Genomic DNA, 21,439 nt, shown 5'->3' on the forward strand with positions numbered 1-21,439 from the left:
TGCTGACTCCTGGTCATACGGAAGATGAGAGTTGGAGGTAACAGCCTCTAACAAAAAACCCGCCGAAGCGGGTTTCTTGTCAATCGGCTATCAAACCGACAGTTCTACCAACAACTTGTTCAAACGGCGCACATACGCGGCCGGGTCCTTGAGGCTGTCACCGGCTGCCAGCGCCGCCTGATCGAACAGGATGTGCGACAGCTCTGCGAAGCGGTCCTCGCTTTGCTCGGCGTCGAGTTTGCCGATCAGCGGATGGAGCGGGTTGAATTCGAAGATAGGCTTGGAATCCGGGACTTTCTGTCCACTGGCTTCCAGAATCTGACGCATCTGCAGGCCCATATCCTGTTCACCAATGGCCAGAATGGCAGGCGATTCGGTGAGGCGATGGGAAACCCGCACTTCGCTTACAGAGTCACCCAGCGCCGCTTTCAGGCGCTCGATCAGCCCTTCTTTGTCCTTGGCAATCTCTTCCTGCGCCTTCTTGTCCTCTTCAGAGTCAAGATTGCCCAGATCAAGGTCCCCACGTGCAACATCCACAAAATCCTTGCCGTCGAAATCGCTGAGGTAGCTCATCAGCCATTCGTCGATACGGTCTGTCATCAGCAACACTTCGATGCCTTTCTTGCGGAAGACCTCAAGGTGCGGGCTGTTCTTGACCTGTGCGTAGGATTCGCCAGTGAGGTAATAGATCTTGTCCTGACCTTGCTTGGCACGCGCCAGGTACTCGGCTAGAGACACGATCTGCTCGCTGCTGTCATCGGATGTCGACGCAAAACGCAGCAGACCGGCGATTTTCTCCTTGTTGGCGAAATCTTCTGCAGGACCTTCCTTGAGGACCTGACCGAAGTTTTTCCAGAAGCCCTTGTACTGCTCGGGCTCGTTTTTCGCCAGTTTCTCCAGCATGTCCAGCACGCGCTTGGTCAGCGCCGACTTCATCGAATCGATGATCGGGTCTTTCTGCAGGATTTCACGAGAGACGTTCAGCGACAGGTCATTGGAATCGACCACGCCCTTGATGAAGCGCATGTACAGCGGCAGGAACGACTCGGCCTGATCCATGACAAACACGCGCTGCACGTATAGCTTCAGGCCTCGCGGCGCTTCACGCTGATACAGATCGAAAGGTGCACGCGCAGGCACATACAGCAGCGACGTGTATTCCAGCTTGCCTTCGACCTTGTTGTGGCTCCAGCTCAGCGGATTTTCGTAATCGTGCGCGACGTGCTTGTAGAACTCCTGATACTCCTCGTCCTTTACCTCGGTGCGAGGACGGGTCCAGAGTGCGCTGGCGCGGTTGACGGTTTCCCATTCCAGCGCTGGCGCTTCCTCGCCTTCAGCTGCCGGAGCCTGCTCTTTTGGCAGCTCGATCGGCAAGGCGATGTGGTCGGAGTACTTCTTGATGATGTTGCGCAGACGGTAGCCGTCAGCGAACTCCTCTTCACCGCTTTTCAGGTGCAGCACGATGCGGGTGCCACGATCGGCCTTGTCGACGGTCGCAACTTCGAATTCGCCCTCGCCTTTGGAGGACCAGTGCACACCTTCACCGGATGGCGTACCGGCGCGACGGCTGAATACTTCAACCCGATCGGCAACAATGAACGCCGAATAAAAGCCCACTCCGAACTGACCGATCAGGTGCGAGTCTTTTTTCTGATCGCCCGACAGGTTTTTCATGAAATCAGCGGTGCCGGACTTGGCGATGGTGCCCAGGTGGGTGATCACATCTTCACGGCTCATACCGATGCCGTTGTCTTCGAGGGTAACGGTCTTCGCGTCCTTGTCGAAGCTCACGCGAATCTTCAGCTCGGCGCCGCCTTCCAGCAACTCCGGCGTGGACAACGCTTCAAAACGCAATTTGTCGACCGCGTCAGACGCGTTCGAGATCAATTCGCGAAGGAAAATTTCCTTGTTGGAATACAGCGAATGGATCATGAGGTGCAGCAGTTGCTTTACCTCGGTCTGGAAGCCCAGGGTTTCCTTTTGAGTTTCCACACTCATAATCATCAAACTCCGATCTGGATGGTATAAGCCGTCACGATCAGGCAATAGCCTGTGTGACAGCGGGTAGTCATCAAGGTGGGGGCTGGGTCGGGGATTTCAAGAGCCAATGATGCCTCGACTCTGCTTCACCACCAGATCCGACGTGGACTGTGTTGATCGGCACTCCCCCGAACTGTCCGCAATCGGCCCGGCTCTTCTGGCTTGTAGCGACCACCACACTGCGCCTTCCTATATTGTGAACACGGGTGGAACTTAACTCATGGGGACAGGCTCTTAGGCTCGTGAACACTCAATAAGGAGAAACACCCCATGCGTAAATCTTTAGCCTATGCCTTGATGCTTTCTGCCACCCTGGGCCTTGCAGCCTGTGACAAAAAGTCCGAAAACACACAGCAAGATGCCAACAAGGCTGCTCAGCAGTCCCAGGAGTCGATGGAAAAGGCTCAGGAAAAAGTGAACGATGCGGCCAAGGAAAGCCAGGAAGCTGCTCAGAAGAACGCCGAAGCCGCTCAGCAGCGCACCAATGAGAACGCCAACAAAGCGCCAGAAGCTGCGCCAGCCACCAAGTAAGGCTGAAACGCTTGCAGAACTAAAAAGGCCCGCTGAATGCGGGCCTTTTCATGTGTGTTGTATTGCTTGTTCAGCACATGCCTCATCGGCATTCAGACACAAAACCCTTCCACAATTTCAAGCCAGCGCCTCGCTGCGCTTACCCATGACCCTGTCAACGGCCACGACACCCACGAGCGTGATGACCGAGGGCACCAGCCATGCCAGGCCCTGATCGCTCAACGGCAGACTGGTCAGCCCCTCTGGAAGATACTCAGAGAAACCGGCCCCCTTCAGCGCATCGATCAGACCAAAGACGAGGGAAACCAGCATCACGGGGGCAACAACCCGTCCCTGGCTGTGCCAGAGCCCTTTGCAGAAGCTCAGCGCGACGAGGACGATACAAGGTGGGTAGATGGCCGTCAGCACCGGAATCGAAAACTGGATCAGCTTGGTCAGCCCCAGATTGGATACCAGCAACGAAAACACCGCCAGGATAATGACCAGCGTCCTGTAAGACAACGGCAGTACCTTGGCAAAGTATTCGGCGCACGCACATGTCAGACCCACCGCAGTGACTAGACACGCCAGAGAAATCAGCACCGCAAGGAAGCCACTGCCCAGTGAACCGAATGTGTGCTGCACATAGGCGTGCAGAACCGCCGCACCATTGCTTGCACCTGCCGCAACTGCATGGCTGCCTGAGCCCAGACGAAACAGACTGACATACACCAGCGCCAGCCCGACACCGGCAATCAGGCCGGCAATAATTGCGTAGCGGGTAATCAGGCGCGGCGATTCGACGCCACGCGAACGGATGGCATTAACGATGACAATACCGAAAACCAGTGCCCCGAGAGTGTCCATCGTCAGATAGCCGTTGATGAAGCCCTGGGAAAACGGCGCAGCGGCGTACGCGGGCTCAGCCTCGCCTATCCCGCCTGCGGGCAGGGCGAATGCCGCGACCCCCAATACAGCCAGGGCGATGATCTTGAGAGGTGCCAGAAAGCGTCCGACCGTGTCGAGCAAGCGCCCCGGGTACAACGAAACCCAGAACACCACCAGAAAATACACCAGGCTGTAGAGGAATAACGCCATTGGAGTGTCGCCCGTCAAAGGTGCGAGACCCACTTCGAACGAGACCGTCGCGGTACGCGGAGTCGCGAAAAGCGGGCCAACTGCCAGATAGCAGACTGCAGCAAGCGCGCCACCGGCGATCCTGCCGATCGGACTGCTAAGCGCATCCATTGCGCCCCCCACCCTGGCCAGGGCGACTACCGTGACGACCGGCAGCCCGACCGCCGTGACCAGAAAGCCCAAAGCAGCCATCCATACATGTGGCCCCGCCTGCAGGCCCACGATGGGCGGAAAAATGATGTTGCCAGCCCCGACAAACAGGGCAAATGTCATAAAACCGAGTGCCAGGATGTCCTGGCCTTTCAACACTTTCATTACGAGGGACCACACGGAATCGAAATAAGGGATGGGACGTCGCCCATGAATGGGGCAGACGCAGCCCGTCGGCGTAAGACGTGGCAGTACCTTGCGAAACGCCCCTCGTGAGGGCAACGCAAAAACGGCGGACAGGGTAGCCAACTTCGACCAAAAATGCACTGTCTCAGGGCGACCCGACCGACGACGCACCGTTAACTGGCGGTTAAGCACGCTGCCGATTATTCGGAAATGCCTGACAGACCTGTTGCTCATCAATCGATAGATTGAGCCGCTATCCGAGCCCGGCAGCCTACCTTGATGACTAAAACACCCCATGAATGCCTGATACCGACCCCTACCCTGTACACACCTCGCCTGGTCCTGCGGCCTGTGCAGCTTGAAGACGCCGCCGTCATGCAGACCCTGTTCAATCAGTGGGAAGTCGTGCGTTATCTGACCCATCACGTACCCTGGCCATATCCGGACGGAGAAGCCCTGCGTCATATACGTGAGGACGTCTTGCCCGCCATGCAGAATGGGGAAGAATGGCATTGGTCGATTCGCCTCTCCGGCGAGCAGGAACCTCTGATCGGTGCCGCGTGCATGATGGACGAGGAAGATAACAATCGCGGTTTCTGGCTCTCTACGCCCTATCAGGGTCTGGGCCTGATGTCGGAGGTCTGCGTTGCCATTGACAGGTTCTGGTTCGAAACCCTCAAACGCCCGGTGTTGCGTGTAGCCAAATCAGCCTTGAATGAGGCGTCGTATCGACTCTCTCAACGCGAAGGCATGCGCCTTGTGACCGTTCAGGAAGCACAATTCGTCTGCGGTACGACACAGGAACAGATATGGGAATTGACCCGTCAGGAGTGGCGGGCGAACAACGGTGTTCAATGAGGCCGGATGAACATCAAGGCCTTTTCAAGCGCCCAGACAAAAGCCACCCGAGGGTGGCTTTTGTCGATTGCCCGGGCAGGCAAGCAAAACTTGCCTGCCCGGCAAACAGTGAAGCTTACTTGGTCGGCCAGCCAGTCAGCTCGGCCAAGGCCTTGCCGATGTCTGCCAGAGAACGCACGGTTTTAACACCAGCATCCTGCAGTGCAGCGAATTTCTCGTCTGCAGTACCTTTACCACCGGAGATGATTGCACCGGCATGGCCCATGCGCTTGCCCGGAGGAGCAGTTACACCGGCGATGTAGGAGACAACAGGCTTGGTTACGTGTGCCTTGATGTAGGCAGCCGCTTCTTCTTCAGCCGAACCGCCGATCTCGCCGATCATGACGATCGCTTCGGTCTTCGGGTCTTCCTGGAACAGCTTCAGGATGTCGATGAAGTTCGAACCCGGGATCGGGTCACCACCGATACCGACACAGGTGGACTGACCGAAACCGGCGTCAGTGGTCTGCTTGACAGCTTCGTAAGTCAGGGTGCCGGAACGCGACACGATGCCTACCTTGCCTGGCAAGTGAATGTGACCTGGCATGATGCCGATCTTGCACTCGCCTGGTGTGATGACGCCCGGGCAGTTAGGACCGATCAGGATCACGCCCAGCTCGTCGCACTTGACCTTGGCTTCCAGCATGTCGATGGTCGGGATGCCTTCTGTGATGCAGACGATCAGCTTGATGCCGCCGAACGCCGCTTCAAGGATGGAATCCTTGCAGAAAGGAGCCGGGACGTAGATCACGCTGGCAGTAGCGCCAGTGGTCTCTACCGCTTCTTTCACAGTGTTGAACACTGGCAGGTTCAGGTGCGTGGTGCCGCCCTTGCCTGGAGTCACGCCGCCAACCATCTTGGTGCCGTAGGCAATGGCTTGTTCGGAGTGAAAGGTACCTTGCGAACCAGTGAAGCCCTGGCAGATAACCTTGGTGTCTTTATTGATCAGGACGCTCATTACTTGCCCTCCGCGGCTTTGACGACTTGTTGAGCAGCGTCGGTCAGGCTGGTTGCAGCGATGATGTTCAAACCGCTTTCTGCCAGTACTTTAGCGCCCAGTTCAGCGTTGTTGCCTTCAAGGCGAACAACAACCGGGATTTTCACGCCGACTTCTTTCACTGCACCAATGATGCCTTCGGCAATCATGTCGCAACGAACGATGCCGCCGAAGATGTTGACCAGTACTGCAGCGACGTTGGTGTCGGACAGGATGATCTTGAACGCTTCGGTAACGCGTTCTTTGGTGGCACCACCGCCAACGTCAAGGAAGTTTGCAGGCTTGCCGCCGTGCAGGTTGACGATGTCCATGGTACCCATGGCCAGACCGGCACCGTTTACCATGCAGCCGATGTTGCCTTCCAGCGCTACATAGTTCAGTTCGAACTTGGCAGCGTGAGCTTCGCGCGGATCGTCCTGGGACGGATCGTGGAAACCTTTCAGCTTTGGCTGACGGTACATGGCGTTGGCGTCGATGTTGATCTTCGCGTCCAGGCAGTGCAGATCGCCGTCAGCCTTGATCACCAGCGGGTTCACTTCCAGCAGGGCCAGATCGTGGTCCTGGAACAGCTTGGCCAGACCGGTGAAGATCTTGGCGAACTGAGTGACCTGCTTGCCTTCCAGACCCAGCTGGAATGCCAGATCGCGACCCTGGAACGGCTGAGCGCCGACCAGTGGATCGATCGTGGCCTTGAGAATCTTTTCAGGAGTGTCGTGAGCGATTTTCTCGATGTCCACGCCACCTTCGGTGGAAGCCATGAACACGATACGACGGCTGGAACGATCAACCACAGCGCCCAGATAAAGCTCTTTGGCGATGTCGGTGCAGGACTCGACCAGAATCTTGGTCACTGGCTGACCGTTGGCGTCAGTCTGGTAAGTCACCAGGCGCTTGCCCAACCACTGTTGAGCGAACGCTGCAGCGTCTTCCTTGCTGCGAACCAGCTTTACGCCGCCCGCTTTACCACGACCACCTGCGTGAACCTGGGCTTTGACAACCCACTCGGTCCCGCCGATCTTGTCGCAGGCTTCTGCTGCTGCTTCCGGGGTGTCTACCGCGTAACCCTTGGATACTGGCAGGCCGTATTCAGCGAACAGCTGCTTACCCTGATACTCGTGAAGATTCATGCTTATTACCGTCTTCGTTTAGGTACTGCGCATTCGGTGCTGCACGTCAGCGTGCCGCACCACCTGTGACCGCTACTCCGGGGGACTTCGCAAATGCCGTGGGACACTCATGAAGCCGCCTGAGAGGTCGAGTCCGACGCAGATTCCGCGGTAAGCCCTGCTTGCAAGGTCTACGACGGGCACTGCGCCGTGGTTTCTCTTGTTGTCTTAGCGTTTCTTGCGATTCTGGATATGGATGGCACCGCCATTCACAGCCAGTGCAGCTTCATGCAGCGCTTCGGACAGCGTCGGGTGCGAGAAGACCATCATGCCGATGTCTTCTGCGCTGCTGCCGAATTCCATCGCAATCGCGCCCTGCTGTACCAGTTCGGCAGCGCTTGGGCCGATAACGTGAACACCCAGTACGCGATCGGTCTTGGCATCGGCAATGATCTTGACGAAGCCACCGGTGTCGTTGGCTGCCATGGCACGGCCGCTGGCCGCGAACGGGAACGTACCGACATTGACTTCAACGCCTTCGGCCTTGAGCGTCTGCTCGGTCTTGCCGACCCAGGCGATTTCCGGGTGGGTGTAGATAACCGACGGGATCAGGTTGTAGTTCATCTGAGCCTTGTGGCCCTTGATGCGCTCGACCACCATGATGCCTTCTTCCGAGGCCTTGTGCGCCAGCATCAGACCACGAACAACGTCACCGATGGCATAGACACCCGGTACGCTGGTGGTGCAGTAGTCATCAACGTAGATGAAACCGCGCTCGTCCAGATCGACGCCACTGTCCGAAGCCAGCAGGTCAGTGGTAACAGGACGACGACCCACGGCCACGATCAGGCGATCGAAGGTGATCGATTGTTCGCCAGCAGCGTCGGTGTAGCTGACAACCACTTCTTCGCCTTCAACCTTGGAACCGGTCACACGAGCGCCCAGCTTGATGTCCAGGCCCTGCTTGGTGAAGGTTTTCAGCGCTTCCTTGGAAACTGCTTCGTCGGCTGCCGGGATGAACTTGTCCAGTGCTTCCAGAACAGTGACCTGGGCACCCAGACGCGCCCATACGGAGCCCAGCTCCAGACCGATCACGCCAGCGCCGATGACGCCGAGACGCTGTGGAACCTGTTGGAATTCCAGTGCGCCAGTCGAATCGACGATGACTTTCTGGTCAACCGGAGCAGGCGGGATGTCGATTGGACGAGAGCCCGACGCCAGGATCACATGGTCCGCTTCGATGATTTCGACAGTGCCATCAGCACCTGTCAGCTCGACCTTCTTGCCAGCCAGCAGTTTGCCGTGGCCCTGCAGGGTGGTCACGCCATTGGCTTTGAACAGGCTGGCAACGCCGCCCGTCAGGCCTTTGACGATCGTAGACTTGCGGCCGATCATGGCCGGAACGTCCATACTCACTTCAGATGTCGAGATGCCATGCACGCTGAAGCCGTTTTTGGCTTCATAGAATTTCCAGGAGCTGTCGAGCAATGCCTTGGAAGGAATGCAACCAACGTTCAGGCAGGTACCGCCAAGGGCCAGTTTGCCCTCCTTGTCCTGATACTTCTCGATGCAGGCAGTCTTGAGACCAAGTTGCGCAGCCTTGATGGCGGCAACATAACCGCCAGGGCCTGCGCCAATCACTACCACGTCGAATTTCTGGGACATAAAAAAAAGTTCCTCTTTAGCTGCTAGCTTTAAGCTGCAAGTTGCAAGCAGGCCTGTGATGCATTACAGACCTGCTTGCCGCCTGTTCATTAGATGTAACCCGCAAAACCCGAGTCGTGCGACACGCCGCTTTTATCGTGCAGCCTGCAGCTTGCAACTCGAGGCTGTCTCATCAGATATCCAGCAACAGACGAGCCGGATCTTCCAACAGGTTCTTGATGGTCACGAGGAAGGTTACCGCTTCCTTGCCGTCAATCAAACGGTGATCGTACGACAGCGCCAGATACATCATCGGACGAATCACTACCTGACCGTTGACTGCCATCGGGCGCTGAAGAATGTTATGCATGCCCAGAATTGCAGCCTGTGGCGGATTGACGATCGGCGTCGACATCATCGAACCGAAAGTACCACCATTGGTGATCGTGAAGGTGCCACCGGTCATCTCGTCGATGGACAGTTTGCCATCACGGGCCTTCTTGCCAAAGGTAGCGATGCCACCCTCGATTTCAGCCAGGCTCATGTGCTCTGCGTTACGCAGAACCGGTACAACCAGACCACGGTCGCTGGACACGGCAACACCGACGTCGGCGTAACCGTGATAAACGATGTCGGAGCCGTCGATCGAAGCGTTGACTGCCGGGAAGCGTTTCAGCGCCTCGGTAGCGGCCTTGACGAAGAACGACATGAAGCCCAGGCGTACGCCGTTATGCGACTTCTCGAACAGGTCCTTGTACTTCGAACGCAGTGCCATGACTTCGGTCATGTCGACTTCGTTGAACGTGGTCAGCATGGCCATGTTCGACTGAGCCTCGACCAGACGCTTGGCGACGGTCGCACGAACACGAGTCATCGGTACGCGCTTCTCGGTGCGGTCGCCAGCAGCGACAACCGGAGCAGCAGCGGCAGCAGGTTTGGCGGCAGGCGCAGCGGCCGGAGCGGACTTCTTCGCTTCAACTGCGGCAACTACGTCTTCCTTGGTAATACGACCGTCCTTACCAGTGCCCTTGACGCTGGCCAGGTTGATCGCATTTTCTTCGGCCAGCTTGCGTGCAGCAGGCGCGGCAATGGCGTCTTCTTCATCGGCGCCGGCTGGAGCCGCTGCAGGAGCAGAGGCAGGCGCGGCAGCTGGAGCAGCTGGAGCAGCTGATGCAGAAGCACCGGCGTCCAGGGTTGCAATTACTTCGTTGGACAGGACAGTGCTGCCCTCGCCTTTCACGATCGATACCAGTACGCCGTCAGCTTCGGCCAGCACTTCGAGCACGACCTTGTCGGTCTCGATGTCGACCAGCAGCTCGTCACGTTTTACCGCTTCGCCCGGTTGCTTGTGCCAGGTGGCAATGGTGCCGTCGGCAACGGATTCCGGGAAAGAGGGGGCTTTGATCTCGATAGCCATTATCTGTAATTCCTTAATTCGGTTTCTAATGCTCGAAGGCGTTAAACAGTGAAGGCATCTTGCAGCAGTTTTTCCTGCTGCTCGGCGTGCATCGAAGCGTAGCCACAGGCTGGCGCGGCAGAGGCATCACGACCGGCGTACTCGAGAACGAGTTCACGTTTGTGGTTGCCCATGCTGCGGCGCAGATGGTGCTGACTGCTGTACCAGGCACCCTGGTTCATCGGCTCTTCCTGGCACCAGACCACGTGTTGCAGGCTGGTGTAGGGTGCGATGGTTTCCATCAGATCATCTTCAGGGAACGGATACAGTTGCTCGATACGAACGATGGCAATGTCTTCACGGCCTTCGGCACGACGTTTTTCCAGCAGATCGTAGTAAACCTTGCCGCTGCACAGCACCAGGCGCGTTACCTTGGCCGGATCGAGGGTGTCGATTTCCGGGATAACGGTCTGGAACGAGCCTTCGGCCAGATCTTCCAGGGTCGAAACAGCCAGTTTGTGACGCAGCAATGACTTGGGCGTCAGCACGATCAGCGGCTTGCGCAGCGGACGGATAACCTGACGGCGCAGCAGATGGTAGATCTGCGCAGGGGTCGTCGGTACGCAGACCTGGATATTGTGCTCGGCGCACAGTTGCAGGTAACGCTCAAGACGTGCGGAAGAGTGCTCCGGGCCCTGCCCTTCGTAACCGTGAGGCAACAGCATGGTCAGACCGCACAGACGGCCCCACTTGTGCTCGCCGCTGGTGATGAACTGGTCGACAACGACCTGGGCACCGTTGGCGAAGTCGCCGAACTGGGCTTCCCAGATAACCAGAGCATCAGGCTGGGTCGTCGAATAACCGTATTCGAATGCCAGTACCGCCTCTTCCGAAAGGAACGAGTCGTACAGGTCGAAACGTGGCTGACCGGAGTACAGATTCTGCAGCGGGATATAGGTCCCGGCATCTTTCTGATTATGCAGCACGGCATGACGGTGCGAGAACGTACCGCGGCCGATGTCCTGCCCTGTCATACGGATCGGATGGCCTTCGAACGCCAGCGTGGCGTACGCCATGGTTTCGGCATAACCCCAGTTGATCGGCAAACCGCCGGCCTGCATCTTCTGACGGTCTTCGTAGATTTTCTGTACCTGACGCTGCACGACGAAGCCTTCCGGCAGCTCCATGAGCTTGGCGGACAGTTCCTGCAGGGTCTTCAGATCGAAACGCGTGTCGTGACGCGCAGTCCAGGCATGACCCAGGTACGGACGCCAGTCGACGAACAATTCCTTGTTCGGCTCCTTGACCAGACTTTTCACGACATGCAGACCGTTGTCCAGCGCGCTGCGGTAGTCATCGACCTTGGCCTGAACACGGGCCTCATCGAGAACGCCGGTCTTGATCAGGTGCTCGGCATACAGCTCGCGGGTGGTGCGCTGCTTGGTGATCTGCTGATACATCAGCGGCTGGGTACCGCTAGGCTCGTCAGCTTCGTTGTGGCCGCGACGACGGTAGCAGACCAGATCGATCACGATATCGCGCTTGAACTGCATGCGGTAATCGATCGCCAGCTGGGTCACGAACATCACAGCTTCCGGATCATCCCCATTCACATGGAGGATCGGTGCCTGAATCATCTTGGCCACGTCGGTCGCGTATTCGGTCGAGCGCGAGTCCAGCGGGTTGCTGATGGTGAAGCCAACCTGGTTGTTGATGACGATATGGATCGTACCGCCCGTCTTGAAGCCGCGAGTCTGCGACATCTGGAAGGTTTCCATGACCACGCCCTGACCTGCAAAGGCCGCGTCGCCGTGGAGGGAAATCGGCAGAACCTTGTCACCGTTCGGATCGTTACGACGATCCTGACGCGCACGCACCGACCCCTCGACCACCGGAGAAACGATCTCCAGGTGGGACGGGTTGAATGCCATGGCAAGGTGAACCTCACCGCCTGCGGTCATGACATTGGAAGAGAAGCCCTGGTGATACTTGACGTCACCGGAACCCAGCTCCACTTTTTTCTTGCCTTCGAACTCGTCGAACAGGTCACGCGGGTTCTTGCCGAAGGTGTTGACCAGTACGTTGAGGCGGCCACGGTGGGCCATGCCGATCACGACTTCCTTGGTGCCATAGGACCCGGAGCGCTGAATCAGCTCATCCAGCATCGGAATCAGGCTTTCGCCGCCTTCCAGACCAAAGCGCTTGGTGCCCGGATATTTGGTGCCCAGGTATTTTTCGAGGCCTTCAGCGGCGGTGACACGCTCGAGCAGATGGCTCTGGATGTCGGCCGAGAATGCCGGCCGGCCACGCACACTCTCGATACGCTGCATGAACCAGTTGCGCTGCTCGGAATCCACGATGTGGGTGAACTCGGAGCCAATGGTGCGACAATATGTCTGCTGCAACGCTTCGTGAATTTCGCGTAGGCTCGCTTCCTCTTTGCCGATGAACAGGTCGCCGGCACGGAAAGTCGTATCCAGATCGGCATTGGTCAAGCCGTAATGATTGATCGACAGATCCGCAGGCGCAGGGCGCTGCCACAGGCCCAGCGGATCGAGCTGGGCAGCCTGGTGGCCACGCATCCGATAAGCCTGGATCAGTCGCAGCACTTCAACCTGCTTCTTCTCGTGCTCGCTGCTCACACTGCCGGCGGACACCGGTTGAGCGCGGCGCTGGTTTTTAGCCAGCAACACGAAATGATCGCGAATAGTCGAGTGCGATACATCAGTGGCAGAGCTGCCGTCTGCTGGCAACTTCTGAAAGTAGGTGCGCCATTCTTCTGGCACAGCGTTAGGGTCGTGCAGGTAAAGCTCATAGAGCTCTTCCACATAGGCAGCGTTACCACCGGATAGGTGGGCACTGTTCCACATGCGCTGCATCACGCTTTCTTGCATGCTTGGTCACCCTCGGTAAGGGGACACCACCGGCGAAGACACCAGAGCAATCCTGAAATAGTCGTGTGCAGCGACTGTATCAAGTCACCAGGGATCACGCAGATAGTCCGGGTACCAGCCCGGATGCCCCTGCTGGTCTCATTTCTTCAAAATAAGAGCGGCAGCTTTGCGAGCTACTGCTCAGGTTAAAACTACGGCGCCGGTTGAAGCCTGCGCCGCAGCCACTTCAGTGCAACGGTGTAACAGATAAAACGATGAATCAGACGCCGCTTTGCAACAGCATGTTGCGTACGTGACCTATAGCCTTGGTTGGGTTAAGGCCTTTCGGGCACACGTTGACGCAGTTCATGATGCCACGGCAGCGGAATACGCTGAACGGGTCATCAAGCGAAGCCAGACGCTCATTGGTGCGAGTGTCACGGCTGTCAGCCAGGAAACGGTAGGCTTGCAGCAGTGCAGCAGGACCCAGGAACTTGTCGGGGTTCCACCAGAAGGACGGGCAGGAAGTCGAGCAGCAAGCGCACAGGATGCACTCGTACAGACCATCGAGCTTTTCGCGCTCTTCCGGAGTTTGCAGACGTTCGATGGCCGGAGCCGGCGTGTCGTTCTGCAGGAACGGTTTCACCTTCTCGTACTGCTTGTAGAAGATGCTCATATCGACGACCAGGTCACGAATGACCGGCAAACCAGGCAGCGGGCGTACGATCAGCTTGTTCTTGGCGACAACGGCAGACAGCGGCGTGATGCATGCCAGGCCGTTTTTGCCATTGATGTTCATGCCATCGGAACCGCAGACGCCTTCGCGGCACGAACGACGGTAAGAGAAGCCTTCGTCCTGTTCCTTGACCAGCGCCAGCACGTCCAGCACCATCAGGTCCTTGCCGCCGGTATCGACCTGAAACTCCTGCATGAAGGGCGCAGCGTCCTGATCAGGGTTGTAACGATAAACACTGACTTGCAACATATCGGTCACCCCTTAATAAGTCCGAATCTTAGGTTCAAAAGTCGGAACAGTCTTCGGCGAGAAGTTCACGGCACGCTTGGTCACACGCTTGTCACCCGGGAAATACAGGGTGTGGCACAACCAGTTCTCGTCATCGCGATCTTCGAAGTCTTCACGGGCATGGGCACCGCGGGACTCTTTACGATGCTCTGCGGCGATCGCCGTGGCTTCGGCAACTTCCAGCAGGTTTTGCAGTTCAAGTGCTTCGATACGAGCCGTGTTGAACGCCTGGCTCTTGTCGTTGATCTTGACGTTGGCGATACGCACGCGCAGGTCAGCCAGCTGGGCAATACCCTTCTGCATGTATTCGCCAGTACGGAACACACCGAAGTAGTTCTGCATGCAGCTCTGCAGCTCTTTACGCAGCGTGGCGACGTCTTCACCGGTGGTGCGCTCGTTCAGGCCGGCAAGGCGTGCAAGGGCAGCATCGATGTCGGACTCGGAAGCGCGCGCATAGTCGACGCCTTCGCGCAGCGCCTGCTCCAGATGGATACCTGCGGCGCGGCCGAACACCACCAGGTCGAGCAGCGAGTTACCTCCCAGACGGTTGGCACCGTGAACCGATACGCAGGCAACTTCGCCCACTGCGAACAGACCAGGAATGATCTGGTCGACGCCGGCAGCGTCCTGAGTGATCGCCTGACCATGAATGTTGGTGGCAACGCCGCCCATCATGTAGTGGCAGGTTGGCACAACTGGGATCGGTGCGGTTGCAGGATCAACGTGCGCAAACGTCTTGGACAACTCCATGATGCCTGGCAGACGACTGTGCAGCACTTCTTCACCCAGGTGATCGAGCTTGAGCATCACATGGTCGCCATCGGGACCACAGCCGTTGCCGGCAATGATTTCCTTGACCATGGAACGCGCCACAACGTCACGACCGGCAAGGTCCTTGGCGTTCGGAGCATAACGCTCCATGAAACGCTCGCCGTGCTTGTTGATCAGGTAGCCGCCTTCACCACGGCAGCCCTCAGTGACCAGTACACCTGCGCCGGCAATGCCGGTCGGGTGGAACTGCCACATCTCGATGTCCTGCACCGGCACGCCTGCGCGCAACGCCATGCCGATACCGTCACCGGTATTGATCAGGGCATTGGTGGTCGACGAGTAGATGCGGCCTGCACCCCCGGTCGCCAGCACGGTTGCATTGGCACGGATATAAGAGGTTTCGCCTGTTTCAATGCAGATTGCGATGATGCCGACAAAGGCGCCATCGTGATTCTTTACCAGGTCGACTGCGTAGTATTCATTGAGGAATACAGTGCCGGCCTTCAGGTTGGCCTGATACAGGGTATGCAGCAGTGCGTGGCCGGTACGGTCGGCCGCTGCACAGGTACGCGCAGCCTGCCCGCCCTTGCCGAAGTCCTTGGACTGGCCGCCGAACGGACGCTGGTAGATGCGGCCCTGCTCGGTACGGGAGAACGGCAGGCCCATGTGTTCAAGTTCGAAGACCGCTTCCGGACCTACGGAACACATGTACTCGATAGCGTCCTGGTCACCGATGTAGTCGGAACCCTTGACGGTATCGTACATGTGCCAGCGCCAGTCATCGTTCGGGTCTGCAGACGCGATGGCGCAGGTGATGCCACCCTGGGCAGACACGGTGTGCGAACGGGTCGGAAACACCTTGGTGACCACGGCAGTCTTGTGACCGCCCTGGGCGAGCTGCAGCGCTGCGCGCATGCCGGCACCGCCACCACCAATGATGATGGCGTCGAAAGAAAGCGTATTTGTGTTAGCCATGAATCAGATACCCCAAAGAATCTGCACGCCCCAGACGAAGTAGGCGAACATCAGAACGCCGCATACCGCCTGAAACAGGAAACGTACTGCAGTGGCGGACTTGCCCAGCGCCATCGGCGTCAGGTAGTCGGTCGCGATGGTCCACATGCCGACCCAGGCGTGAGCGCCAAGGGCAACGAGGGCCAGCAGACTGAAGATACGCATCCCGTTGTGCGCGAACAGATCATGCCATTGGGCGTAGCTGAGACCCGGATGAAAGACCATGTAACCGATCAGGAATATGAAATAAGCCGCGAGCACGACCGCAGAGACACGCTGAGCCATCCAGTCGTAGAGGCCCGAACGTGACAGGTTGGTGACGTTGGTTACCATATCCATACTCCTGCCAGAAGAATCAGAATCACGGAAACCGCGATAACGATTTTGGAGCCCAGCTTGCCGCCTTCGAGCGTCTCGCCTACCCCCGTGTCCATGATGAGGTGGCGAATACCGGCCACCAGGTGATACAGCAGGGCAGACAGAAGCCCCCAGATGATCAGCTTGGCCAGCGGGCTGGTCAGACACGCCTTGACTTCACCGAACCCTTCTTCGGACGCCAGCGACTTGTCCATTGCATACAGCATGATTGCAATACCGACAAAGAGGATGACACCGGAGATGCGGTGAAGGATGGACGTGTAAGCGGTGACTGGGAGCTTGATGGTCCTTAGGTCTAGATTTACAGGTCGTTGGCTATTCACGGCTTTTTTTCACACTGAAGAGCCCCTAACAATCAGGGCAAGTTGTTGGGAAGTGCACTGGTCAGGTACCCACCACCCAGGAAGTGACGACCCCCTTGAAACAGGCCAAAAAGCCTCTGGCGGTCGGACGCCGAGTATAGACAGTTAGGTTACTAATGACAACGCGCAGACTTACCGCCAATGGCGCATTGCGTTGCCGGGACAAAAGGCGTAAACGGCAGGAAACGGTGTGAAAAAATCAATGGCTCAGGCCTTGCGGAACACGACTTTAGGCAAATTGACTTTAGAATTTATCTCACTATAGTGATGCGGGCCCTGCGTGGGGGGCCTGTCTGATGATTTGAAGCATAAATAGGAGGCCACATGGCTGACAAAAAAGCGCAGTTGATCATCGAGGGCGCAGCCCCCGTCGAGCTGCCAATTCTGACCGGTACAGTGGGTCCGGACGTGATCGACGTACGCGGCCTGACCGCCACCGGCCGCTTCACATTTGACCCTGGCTTCATGTCCACGGCCTCTTGCGATTCGAAGATCACCTACATCGATGGTGACAATGGAATTCTGCTGCACCGCGGCTACCCGATCGAACAACTGGCCGAGCAGTCCGACTATCTCGAAACCTGCTATCTGCTGCTCAACGGCGAACTGCCCACCGCCGAACAGAAAGCCCAGTTCGTGGCCGTGGTCAAGAACCACACGATGGTTCACGAGCAACTCAAGACATTTTTCAACGGCTTTCGCCGCGACGCCCACCCGATGGCCGTCATGTGCGGCGTAGTCGGCGCCCTCTCGGCGTTCTACCACGACTCGCTGGACATCAATAATCCGCAGCACCGCGAAATTTCCGCCGTGCGCCTGGTTGCCAAGATGCCGACCCTGGCAGCAATGGTCTATAAGTACTCCATGGGCCAGCCCATGATGTACCCACGAAACGACCTCAGCTACGCCGAAAACTTCCTGCACATGATGTTCAACACCCCGTGCGAGATCAAACCGATCAGCCCGGTGCTGGCCAAGGCGATGGACAAGATCTTCATCCTTCACGCCGATCACGAGCAGAACGCTTCGACCTCCACCGTGCGCATGGCAGGCTCTTCGGGTGCCAACCCGTTCGCCTGCATCGCAGCCGGCATCGCAGCACTCTGGGGCCCGGCCCACGGCGGTGCCAACGAAGCTGTACTGACCATGCTCGATGAAATCGGTGACGTGTCGAACATCGACAAGTTCATCGCCAAGGCCAAGGACAAGAACGATCCGTTCAAGCTCATGGGCTTCGGTCATCGGGTTTACAAAAACCGTGATCCGCGCGCCACCGTGATGAAGCAGACCTGCGATGAAGTACTGAAAGAACTGGGCATCAACAACGACCCTCAGCTCGAACTGGCCATGCGCCTCGAGGAGATCGCCCTCACCGACCCGTACTTCATCGAGCGCTCGCTGTACCCGAACGTCGACTTCTACTCCGGTATCATCCTCAAGGCTATCGGCATTCCGACCAGCATGTTCACCGTGATCTTCGCCCTGGCGCGGACCGTCGGCTGGATTTCGCACTGGAAAGAAATGCTCTCCAGCCCTTACAAGATCGGTCGCCCTCGTCAACTGTACACCGGCAACGTGCAACGCGATATCGTCGCTCTGCAAGACCGCAAGTAAGCGTTACACGCAAAAAACAAAGGGCTGCCAGTGGCAGCCCTTTTTCATGCGCCCCGCAATCACTGCGTCTGCGCGGCACGCTCTCTGAGCGCTTTCAACGTATTGAACGGCGCATCGACCACAAACTTGTTGGCCAGCATCGATGGAACGCTTCCGCCGGGCTCCGTATGCACCTGATAGGTCACCTCGGTCTGATTCGGCCCCTTGGGCACCATCTTCCAGAAACCCTTGACCTCGGTCACGCGCACATAGCCCTTCTCCTCGGGAATGTAATTCGGCTGCTCCTCAAGATTCCGGGTAATGCTCCCGTCAACCCCTTCCACGGTAGTGATCAGCAAGACCGAGTCACGAGGCGTAACCGGCCATGGGGTTTTGAAGCGGCTATAGGTCCAGGTCTTGTTACCTTCATGCTTGAGTATCTTTTGCGACTCGCACTCGTGAATCCAGGCGCAAGCACCGGCAACATCCTCCTGAAGCGCACGTAGCTTGCTCACACTGGCATTGATGACTGCAATGCCCTGATAGGCCTTGTAGTCGGACCCAGGGGCGTCGCTCAACGAAACCTTGATTCCGTCCTCATTCTTGACCACCTTCCAGTCATCAGCATGCGCGGTTCCGGCAAGCATTACAGTCAAACCACAAGCAACAGCCATGCGATACAGCGGACTCATTGTTTTATTCCTTGTTTTGAAGTTCCGACAAAGCAATTGCGCTCAATAGCACCCTTTCATGCGGCTGCAGTAGCCTTTTCCCACCAACCGATCAGCCGAATGGCATCAGCCTGATCGACACCGCAGACATCCTCTGCCGCCTTGAACTGGCCACACACCGCCGGACGCTCCGCCCTGCCGAACAATGCGCACAAAAAATCAACCGACAAGTGCAGGCAACGCTCGCCTGCAGGCTTTCCATCAGGCATGCCTGGTATGGGAGACGTAATGGAAGGCGCTATACAACACGCACCGCAATCGGAACGGCAGTCCATGACCAGACACCTTTACTGATAAGTGAAAAGAGGAAGGATATTAACCATCAAAACGTCTGTTTGAAAACGCTGTATCGGACGATAGGCAGGGCTTACTGCTTGAATTTGAAGTCCAGCGCCGCACCCTCTACGTCGCGGCGGTTGTCATTGCGCATCTGCAGCTGCATTTCGTTGGTCAGCAATCGCCCCTCAAGCTCGAAAGGCCCGGGATTGGCCGAGGCATTCTTATCGTTGAACATCTGCGGCAATATCGGTTTGCGCTTGCTGGTAATCACTTTTGCTGGCGGATCCAGTTCTTTGACCAGTTCGGGAGGCAGACTCAGGTCAAGCTTGGGCGATTTGATCCGCACATCCTTGGCACTGGCCGCTTTGGCGTCTTTGGCTTTTTTGCGGGCACTGGCAGGTGCCTTGGCTGCCGCCACCTTCGAAGAAGGCTTTTCAGAGGCAGCCGGCTTTGCGACCGGCACTGAAGGCGCTGATTTTTCCTTGCCGACCACGACTGGAACGACAGGCACGCCGGGCATCAACTGGTGCATGGTATCCGGTGCCTTGAGCTGCTTGGCGTCGGTCGCCGCCTCAGCAGGCGCTTCAGTCTTCAAATGCACCTCAGGCGACACCGGAGCAGTAATCACCACCTCAGCCCTGGGCTTGGGCACGGACGTATCCTGAGCATCACAACCACTCAGAAGCACAACGACAAGCAATCCCAGACAGCGAAAAACATTCATAGGCAAAGAATCAGGCAAGACAGTGGCAAAAGGCCGGAAAGAAACACATGCTGTTCTTTTGAGGCCAACCTGACAAGAAAAGAGTTCCAACGAACTGATAAAAATCTTTATCAATCAATAGGCCTGGACTGCTTCCTGGCATAGCTGCTTGGCCAGAATCCCCAGCGTCATCAGTGCCCGCTCGGCCTCCCTGTTCCAGGGCATGCCACAGTTCAGGCGAATACAGTGATTGAATTGTTCAGTGTTACTGAAGATTAACCCTGGCGCGATGCTGATACCCTGCTCCAGTGCGCGAACATGCAGTTCCTGAGTATTGACCCGGCCCGGCAGGCTGACCCACAGGATAAAGCCCCCTGCGGGGCGACTCATCTGCGTGCCGTCAGGGAAGAATTGCTGTACAGCCAGCTGGTAGGCACTCAGGTTCTTGCGGTATTCCAGACGAATGAAGCGTAAGTGCCGATCGTATCCGCCGTTTTCGAGGTAAGCAGCGACCGCCATCTGCGTGACGCTGCATGCAGAATGGGTACTGAAAGTCTGCAGACGCTGAATTTCAGCCTGGTATTTACCGGCAATCATCCAGCCGATGCGCACACCTGGCGAAAGCGTCTTGGAAAAGCTGGAGCAGTAGATCACCCTGCCCAACCGATCAAACGCCTTGAGCGCCTTGGTTCGCCCCACTTCGAACATCAACTCGCCGTAGACATCGTCTTCAACCACCTGGATATCGAAGTCCGAGGCCAGACGCAGGAGGTTCTTCTGCCGCTCTTCCGGCATGGTGCCACCCAGCGGATTGCTCAGGCGCGAGGTCAGCACCAGCGCCTTGATGGACCACTGATTGGCTGCCAGTTGCAAGGCCTCCAGACTGATCCCGGTGGCGGGGTCACTGGGGATTTCAATAACTTTCAAGCCCAGCAGATCGGCAAGTTGCAACAAACCGTAATAAGCAGGCGACTCGGCGGCAATAAGATCACCCGGCCGAGTCAGCACACGCAAGGTCATCTGCAGCGCGTCCACGCAGCCGTGGGTGATGACCACCTCGGACGGGTCGACCACGACACCGGCGTCGCGCATACGAATGGCAACCTGCCTGCGCAACGGCTCGAAGCCTGGACTGAACATATAGCTGAAGGCTCGCGGGCTGTGAAAGCGCGTCACTTTCGCCAGTTGCTGATGCAGCGCGCGCACTGGCAGGTAATCCACATGAGGTACGGCGGCACCCAGAGCGAACACACCTTCGCGACGCGACTCTTCCAGCACTTGCTGGATGATACTGCTGCGCGTAACCAGCCCCGGTCTCTCCACCCGGGCGATGTCCGGGGTAGACGCGGTCAGTGCCGGAGTCTGGTGAACATAATAGCCGGACTGAGGGCGTGCTCTGATCAACCCTTGATCTTCAAGGTTCGCGTAAGCCTGTAACACCGTTGCATGGCTGACGTTGAGCTGCGAACTCATCTTGCGAACAGAAGGTACGCGCTCACCGGGCTGATACACGCCACGACGGATGTCTTCGGCGAGCTGCTGAGCAATACGCTGGTAGAGCAAAAGATTGGTCATGACACAGCCTCGAAAAGACCGGTGATTTTTTGTTTTTAATGACAGATCAATAATAACCGGCACAGTCTTGAAG

General features: G+C 57.4%; 18 protein-coding genes. 3 read left to right on the forward strand and 15 right to left on the reverse strand.

Going from position 1 to position 21,439, the window contains the following annotated elements; genetic code table 11:
• Positions 1 to 90: 90 nt before the first annotated feature.
• Positions 91 to 1,998 carry a molecular chaperone HtpG gene (htpG, locus tag ALO80_RS10310; protein ID WP_055008941.1) on the reverse strand — a complete coding sequence of 636 codons (1,908 nt, stop codon included), beginning with the start codon at positions 1,996 to 1,998 and terminating at the stop codon, positions 91 to 93.
• A 312-nt stretch (positions 1,999 to 2,310) separates the two neighbouring features.
• On the opposite strand from htpG, the gene ALO80_RS10315 reads away from it, so the two are divergent.
• Positions 2,311 to 2,571 (forward strand): lipoprotein, encoded by a 261-nt coding sequence (locus tag ALO80_RS10315; RefSeq protein WP_002552985.1) that lies wholly within the window; start codon positions 2,311 to 2,313, stop codon positions 2,569 to 2,571.
• A 117-nt stretch (positions 2,572 to 2,688) separates the two neighbouring features.
• Here ALO80_RS10315 and brnQ read toward each other — a convergent pair whose 3' ends face one another.
• Entirely contained in the window at positions 2,689 to 4,002 is a 1,314-nt protein-coding gene (gene brnQ, locus ALO80_RS10320; protein WP_055008942.1) for a branched-chain amino acid transport system II carrier protein, read from the reverse strand.
• A gap of 300 nt (positions 4,003 to 4,302) precedes the next feature.
• On the opposite strand from brnQ, the gene ALO80_RS10325 reads away from it, so the two are divergent.
• Positions 4,303 to 4,881 (forward strand): GNAT family N-acetyltransferase, encoded by a 579-nt coding sequence (locus ALO80_RS10325; RefSeq protein ID WP_055005802.1) that lies wholly within the window; start codon positions 4,303 to 4,305, stop codon positions 4,879 to 4,881.
• A gap of 115 nt (positions 4,882 to 4,996) precedes the next feature.
• Here the strand turns inward: ALO80_RS10325 and sucD are convergent, their stop codons facing one another.
• The 9 genes from sucD to sdhC all read right to left on the reverse strand — a co-directional run bounded on the left by sucD (position 4,997) and on the right by sdhC (position 16,446).
• Positions 4,997 to 5,878 (reverse strand): succinate--CoA ligase subunit alpha, encoded by an 882-nt coding sequence (gene sucD, locus ALO80_RS10330; protein WP_054985787.1) that lies wholly within the window; start codon positions 5,876 to 5,878, stop codon positions 4,997 to 4,999.
• Positions 5,878 to 7,044: an ADP-forming succinate--CoA ligase subunit beta gene (gene sucC, locus ALO80_RS10335; RefSeq protein ID WP_002552981.1), complete on the reverse strand. Its 1,167-nt coding sequence runs from the start codon at positions 7,042 to 7,044 to the stop codon at positions 5,878 to 5,880. Before sucC ends, sucD begins: the two co-directional genes overlap by 1 nt.
• Before the next feature lie 207 nt (positions 7,045 to 7,251).
• Positions 7,252 to 8,688: a dihydrolipoyl dehydrogenase gene (lpdA, locus tag ALO80_RS10340; protein ID WP_055008943.1), complete on the reverse strand. Its 1,437-nt coding sequence runs from the start codon at positions 8,686 to 8,688 to the stop codon at positions 7,252 to 7,254.
• 172 nt (positions 8,689 to 8,860) lie between these two features.
• Positions 8,861 to 10,084 carry a 2-oxoglutarate dehydrogenase complex dihydrolipoyllysine-residue succinyltransferase gene (gene odhB / locus ALO80_RS10345; protein ID WP_055008944.1) on the reverse strand — a complete coding sequence of 408 codons (1,224 nt, stop codon included), beginning with the start codon at positions 10,082 to 10,084 and terminating at the stop codon, positions 8,861 to 8,863.
• 41 nt (positions 10,085 to 10,125) lie between these two features.
• Entirely contained in the window at positions 10,126 to 12,957 is a 2,832-nt protein-coding gene (locus ALO80_RS10350) for a 2-oxoglutarate dehydrogenase E1 component (protein WP_055008945.1), read from the reverse strand.
• Positions 12,958 to 13,216: 259 nt separating this feature from the next.
• Positions 13,217 to 13,921: a succinate dehydrogenase iron-sulfur subunit gene (locus ALO80_RS10355; protein ID WP_054985783.1), complete on the reverse strand. Its 705-nt coding sequence runs from the start codon at positions 13,919 to 13,921 to the stop codon at positions 13,217 to 13,219.
• Positions 13,922 to 13,933: 12 nt separating this feature from the next.
• The gene (gene sdhA, locus ALO80_RS10360; RefSeq protein WP_054985782.1) at positions 13,934 to 15,706 is read right to left on the reverse strand and encodes a succinate dehydrogenase flavoprotein subunit; all 1,773 of its coding nucleotides are present in this window, start codon (positions 15,704 to 15,706) and stop codon (positions 13,934 to 13,936) included.
• A gap of 3 nt (positions 15,707 to 15,709) precedes the next feature.
• The gene (gene sdhD, locus ALO80_RS10365) at positions 15,710 to 16,078 is read right to left on the reverse strand and encodes a succinate dehydrogenase, hydrophobic membrane anchor protein (protein WP_003382006.1); all 369 of its coding nucleotides are present in this window, start codon (positions 16,076 to 16,078) and stop codon (positions 15,710 to 15,712) included.
• Positions 16,072 to 16,446: a succinate dehydrogenase, cytochrome b556 subunit gene (gene sdhC, locus ALO80_RS10370; RefSeq protein WP_054985781.1), complete on the reverse strand. Its 375-nt coding sequence runs from the start codon at positions 16,444 to 16,446 to the stop codon at positions 16,072 to 16,074. Before sdhC ends, sdhD begins: the two co-directional genes overlap by 7 nt.
• 363 nt (positions 16,447 to 16,809) lie before the next feature.
• On the opposite strand from sdhC, the gene gltA reads away from it, so the two are divergent.
• The gene (gltA, locus tag ALO80_RS10375) at positions 16,810 to 18,099 is read left to right on the forward strand and encodes a citrate synthase (protein ID WP_054985780.1); all 1,290 of its coding nucleotides are present in this window, start codon (positions 16,810 to 16,812) and stop codon (positions 18,097 to 18,099) included.
• A gap of 59 nt (positions 18,100 to 18,158) precedes the next feature.
• Here gltA and ALO80_RS10380 read toward each other — a convergent pair whose 3' ends face one another.
• The 4 genes from ALO80_RS10380 to ALO80_RS10395 all read right to left on the reverse strand — a co-directional run bounded on the left by ALO80_RS10380 (position 18,159) and on the right by ALO80_RS10395 (position 21,366).
• Positions 18,159 to 18,770, reverse strand: a complete 612-nt coding sequence (locus ALO80_RS10380) for an START domain-containing protein (RefSeq protein WP_055008946.1) — start codon at positions 18,768 to 18,770, stop codon at positions 18,159 to 18,161.
• Positions 18,771 to 18,826: 56 nt separating this feature from the next.
• Positions 18,827 to 19,084, reverse strand: a complete 258-nt coding sequence (locus tag ALO80_RS10385) for a YkgJ family cysteine cluster protein (protein WP_054985778.1) — start codon at positions 19,082 to 19,084, stop codon at positions 18,827 to 18,829.
• Between the two features lie 92 nt (positions 19,085 to 19,176).
• Positions 19,177 to 19,812 (reverse strand): translation initiation factor 2, encoded by a 636-nt coding sequence (locus ALO80_RS10390; protein ID WP_083493228.1) that lies wholly within the window; start codon positions 19,810 to 19,812, stop codon positions 19,177 to 19,179.
• 114 nt (positions 19,813 to 19,926) lie between these two features.
• Positions 19,927 to 21,366 carry an aminotransferase-like domain-containing protein gene (locus ALO80_RS10395; RefSeq protein WP_054985776.1) on the reverse strand — a complete coding sequence of 480 codons (1,440 nt, stop codon included), beginning with the start codon at positions 21,364 to 21,366 and terminating at the stop codon, positions 19,927 to 19,929.
• Between the last annotated feature and the right edge of the window lie 73 nt (positions 21,367 to 21,439).

Origin of the sequence: Pseudomonas caricapapayae (genome assembly GCF_001400735.1) — a bacterium.
GTDB lineage: Bacteria > Pseudomonadota > Gammaproteobacteria > Pseudomonadales > Pseudomonadaceae > Aquipseudomonas > Aquipseudomonas caricapapayae.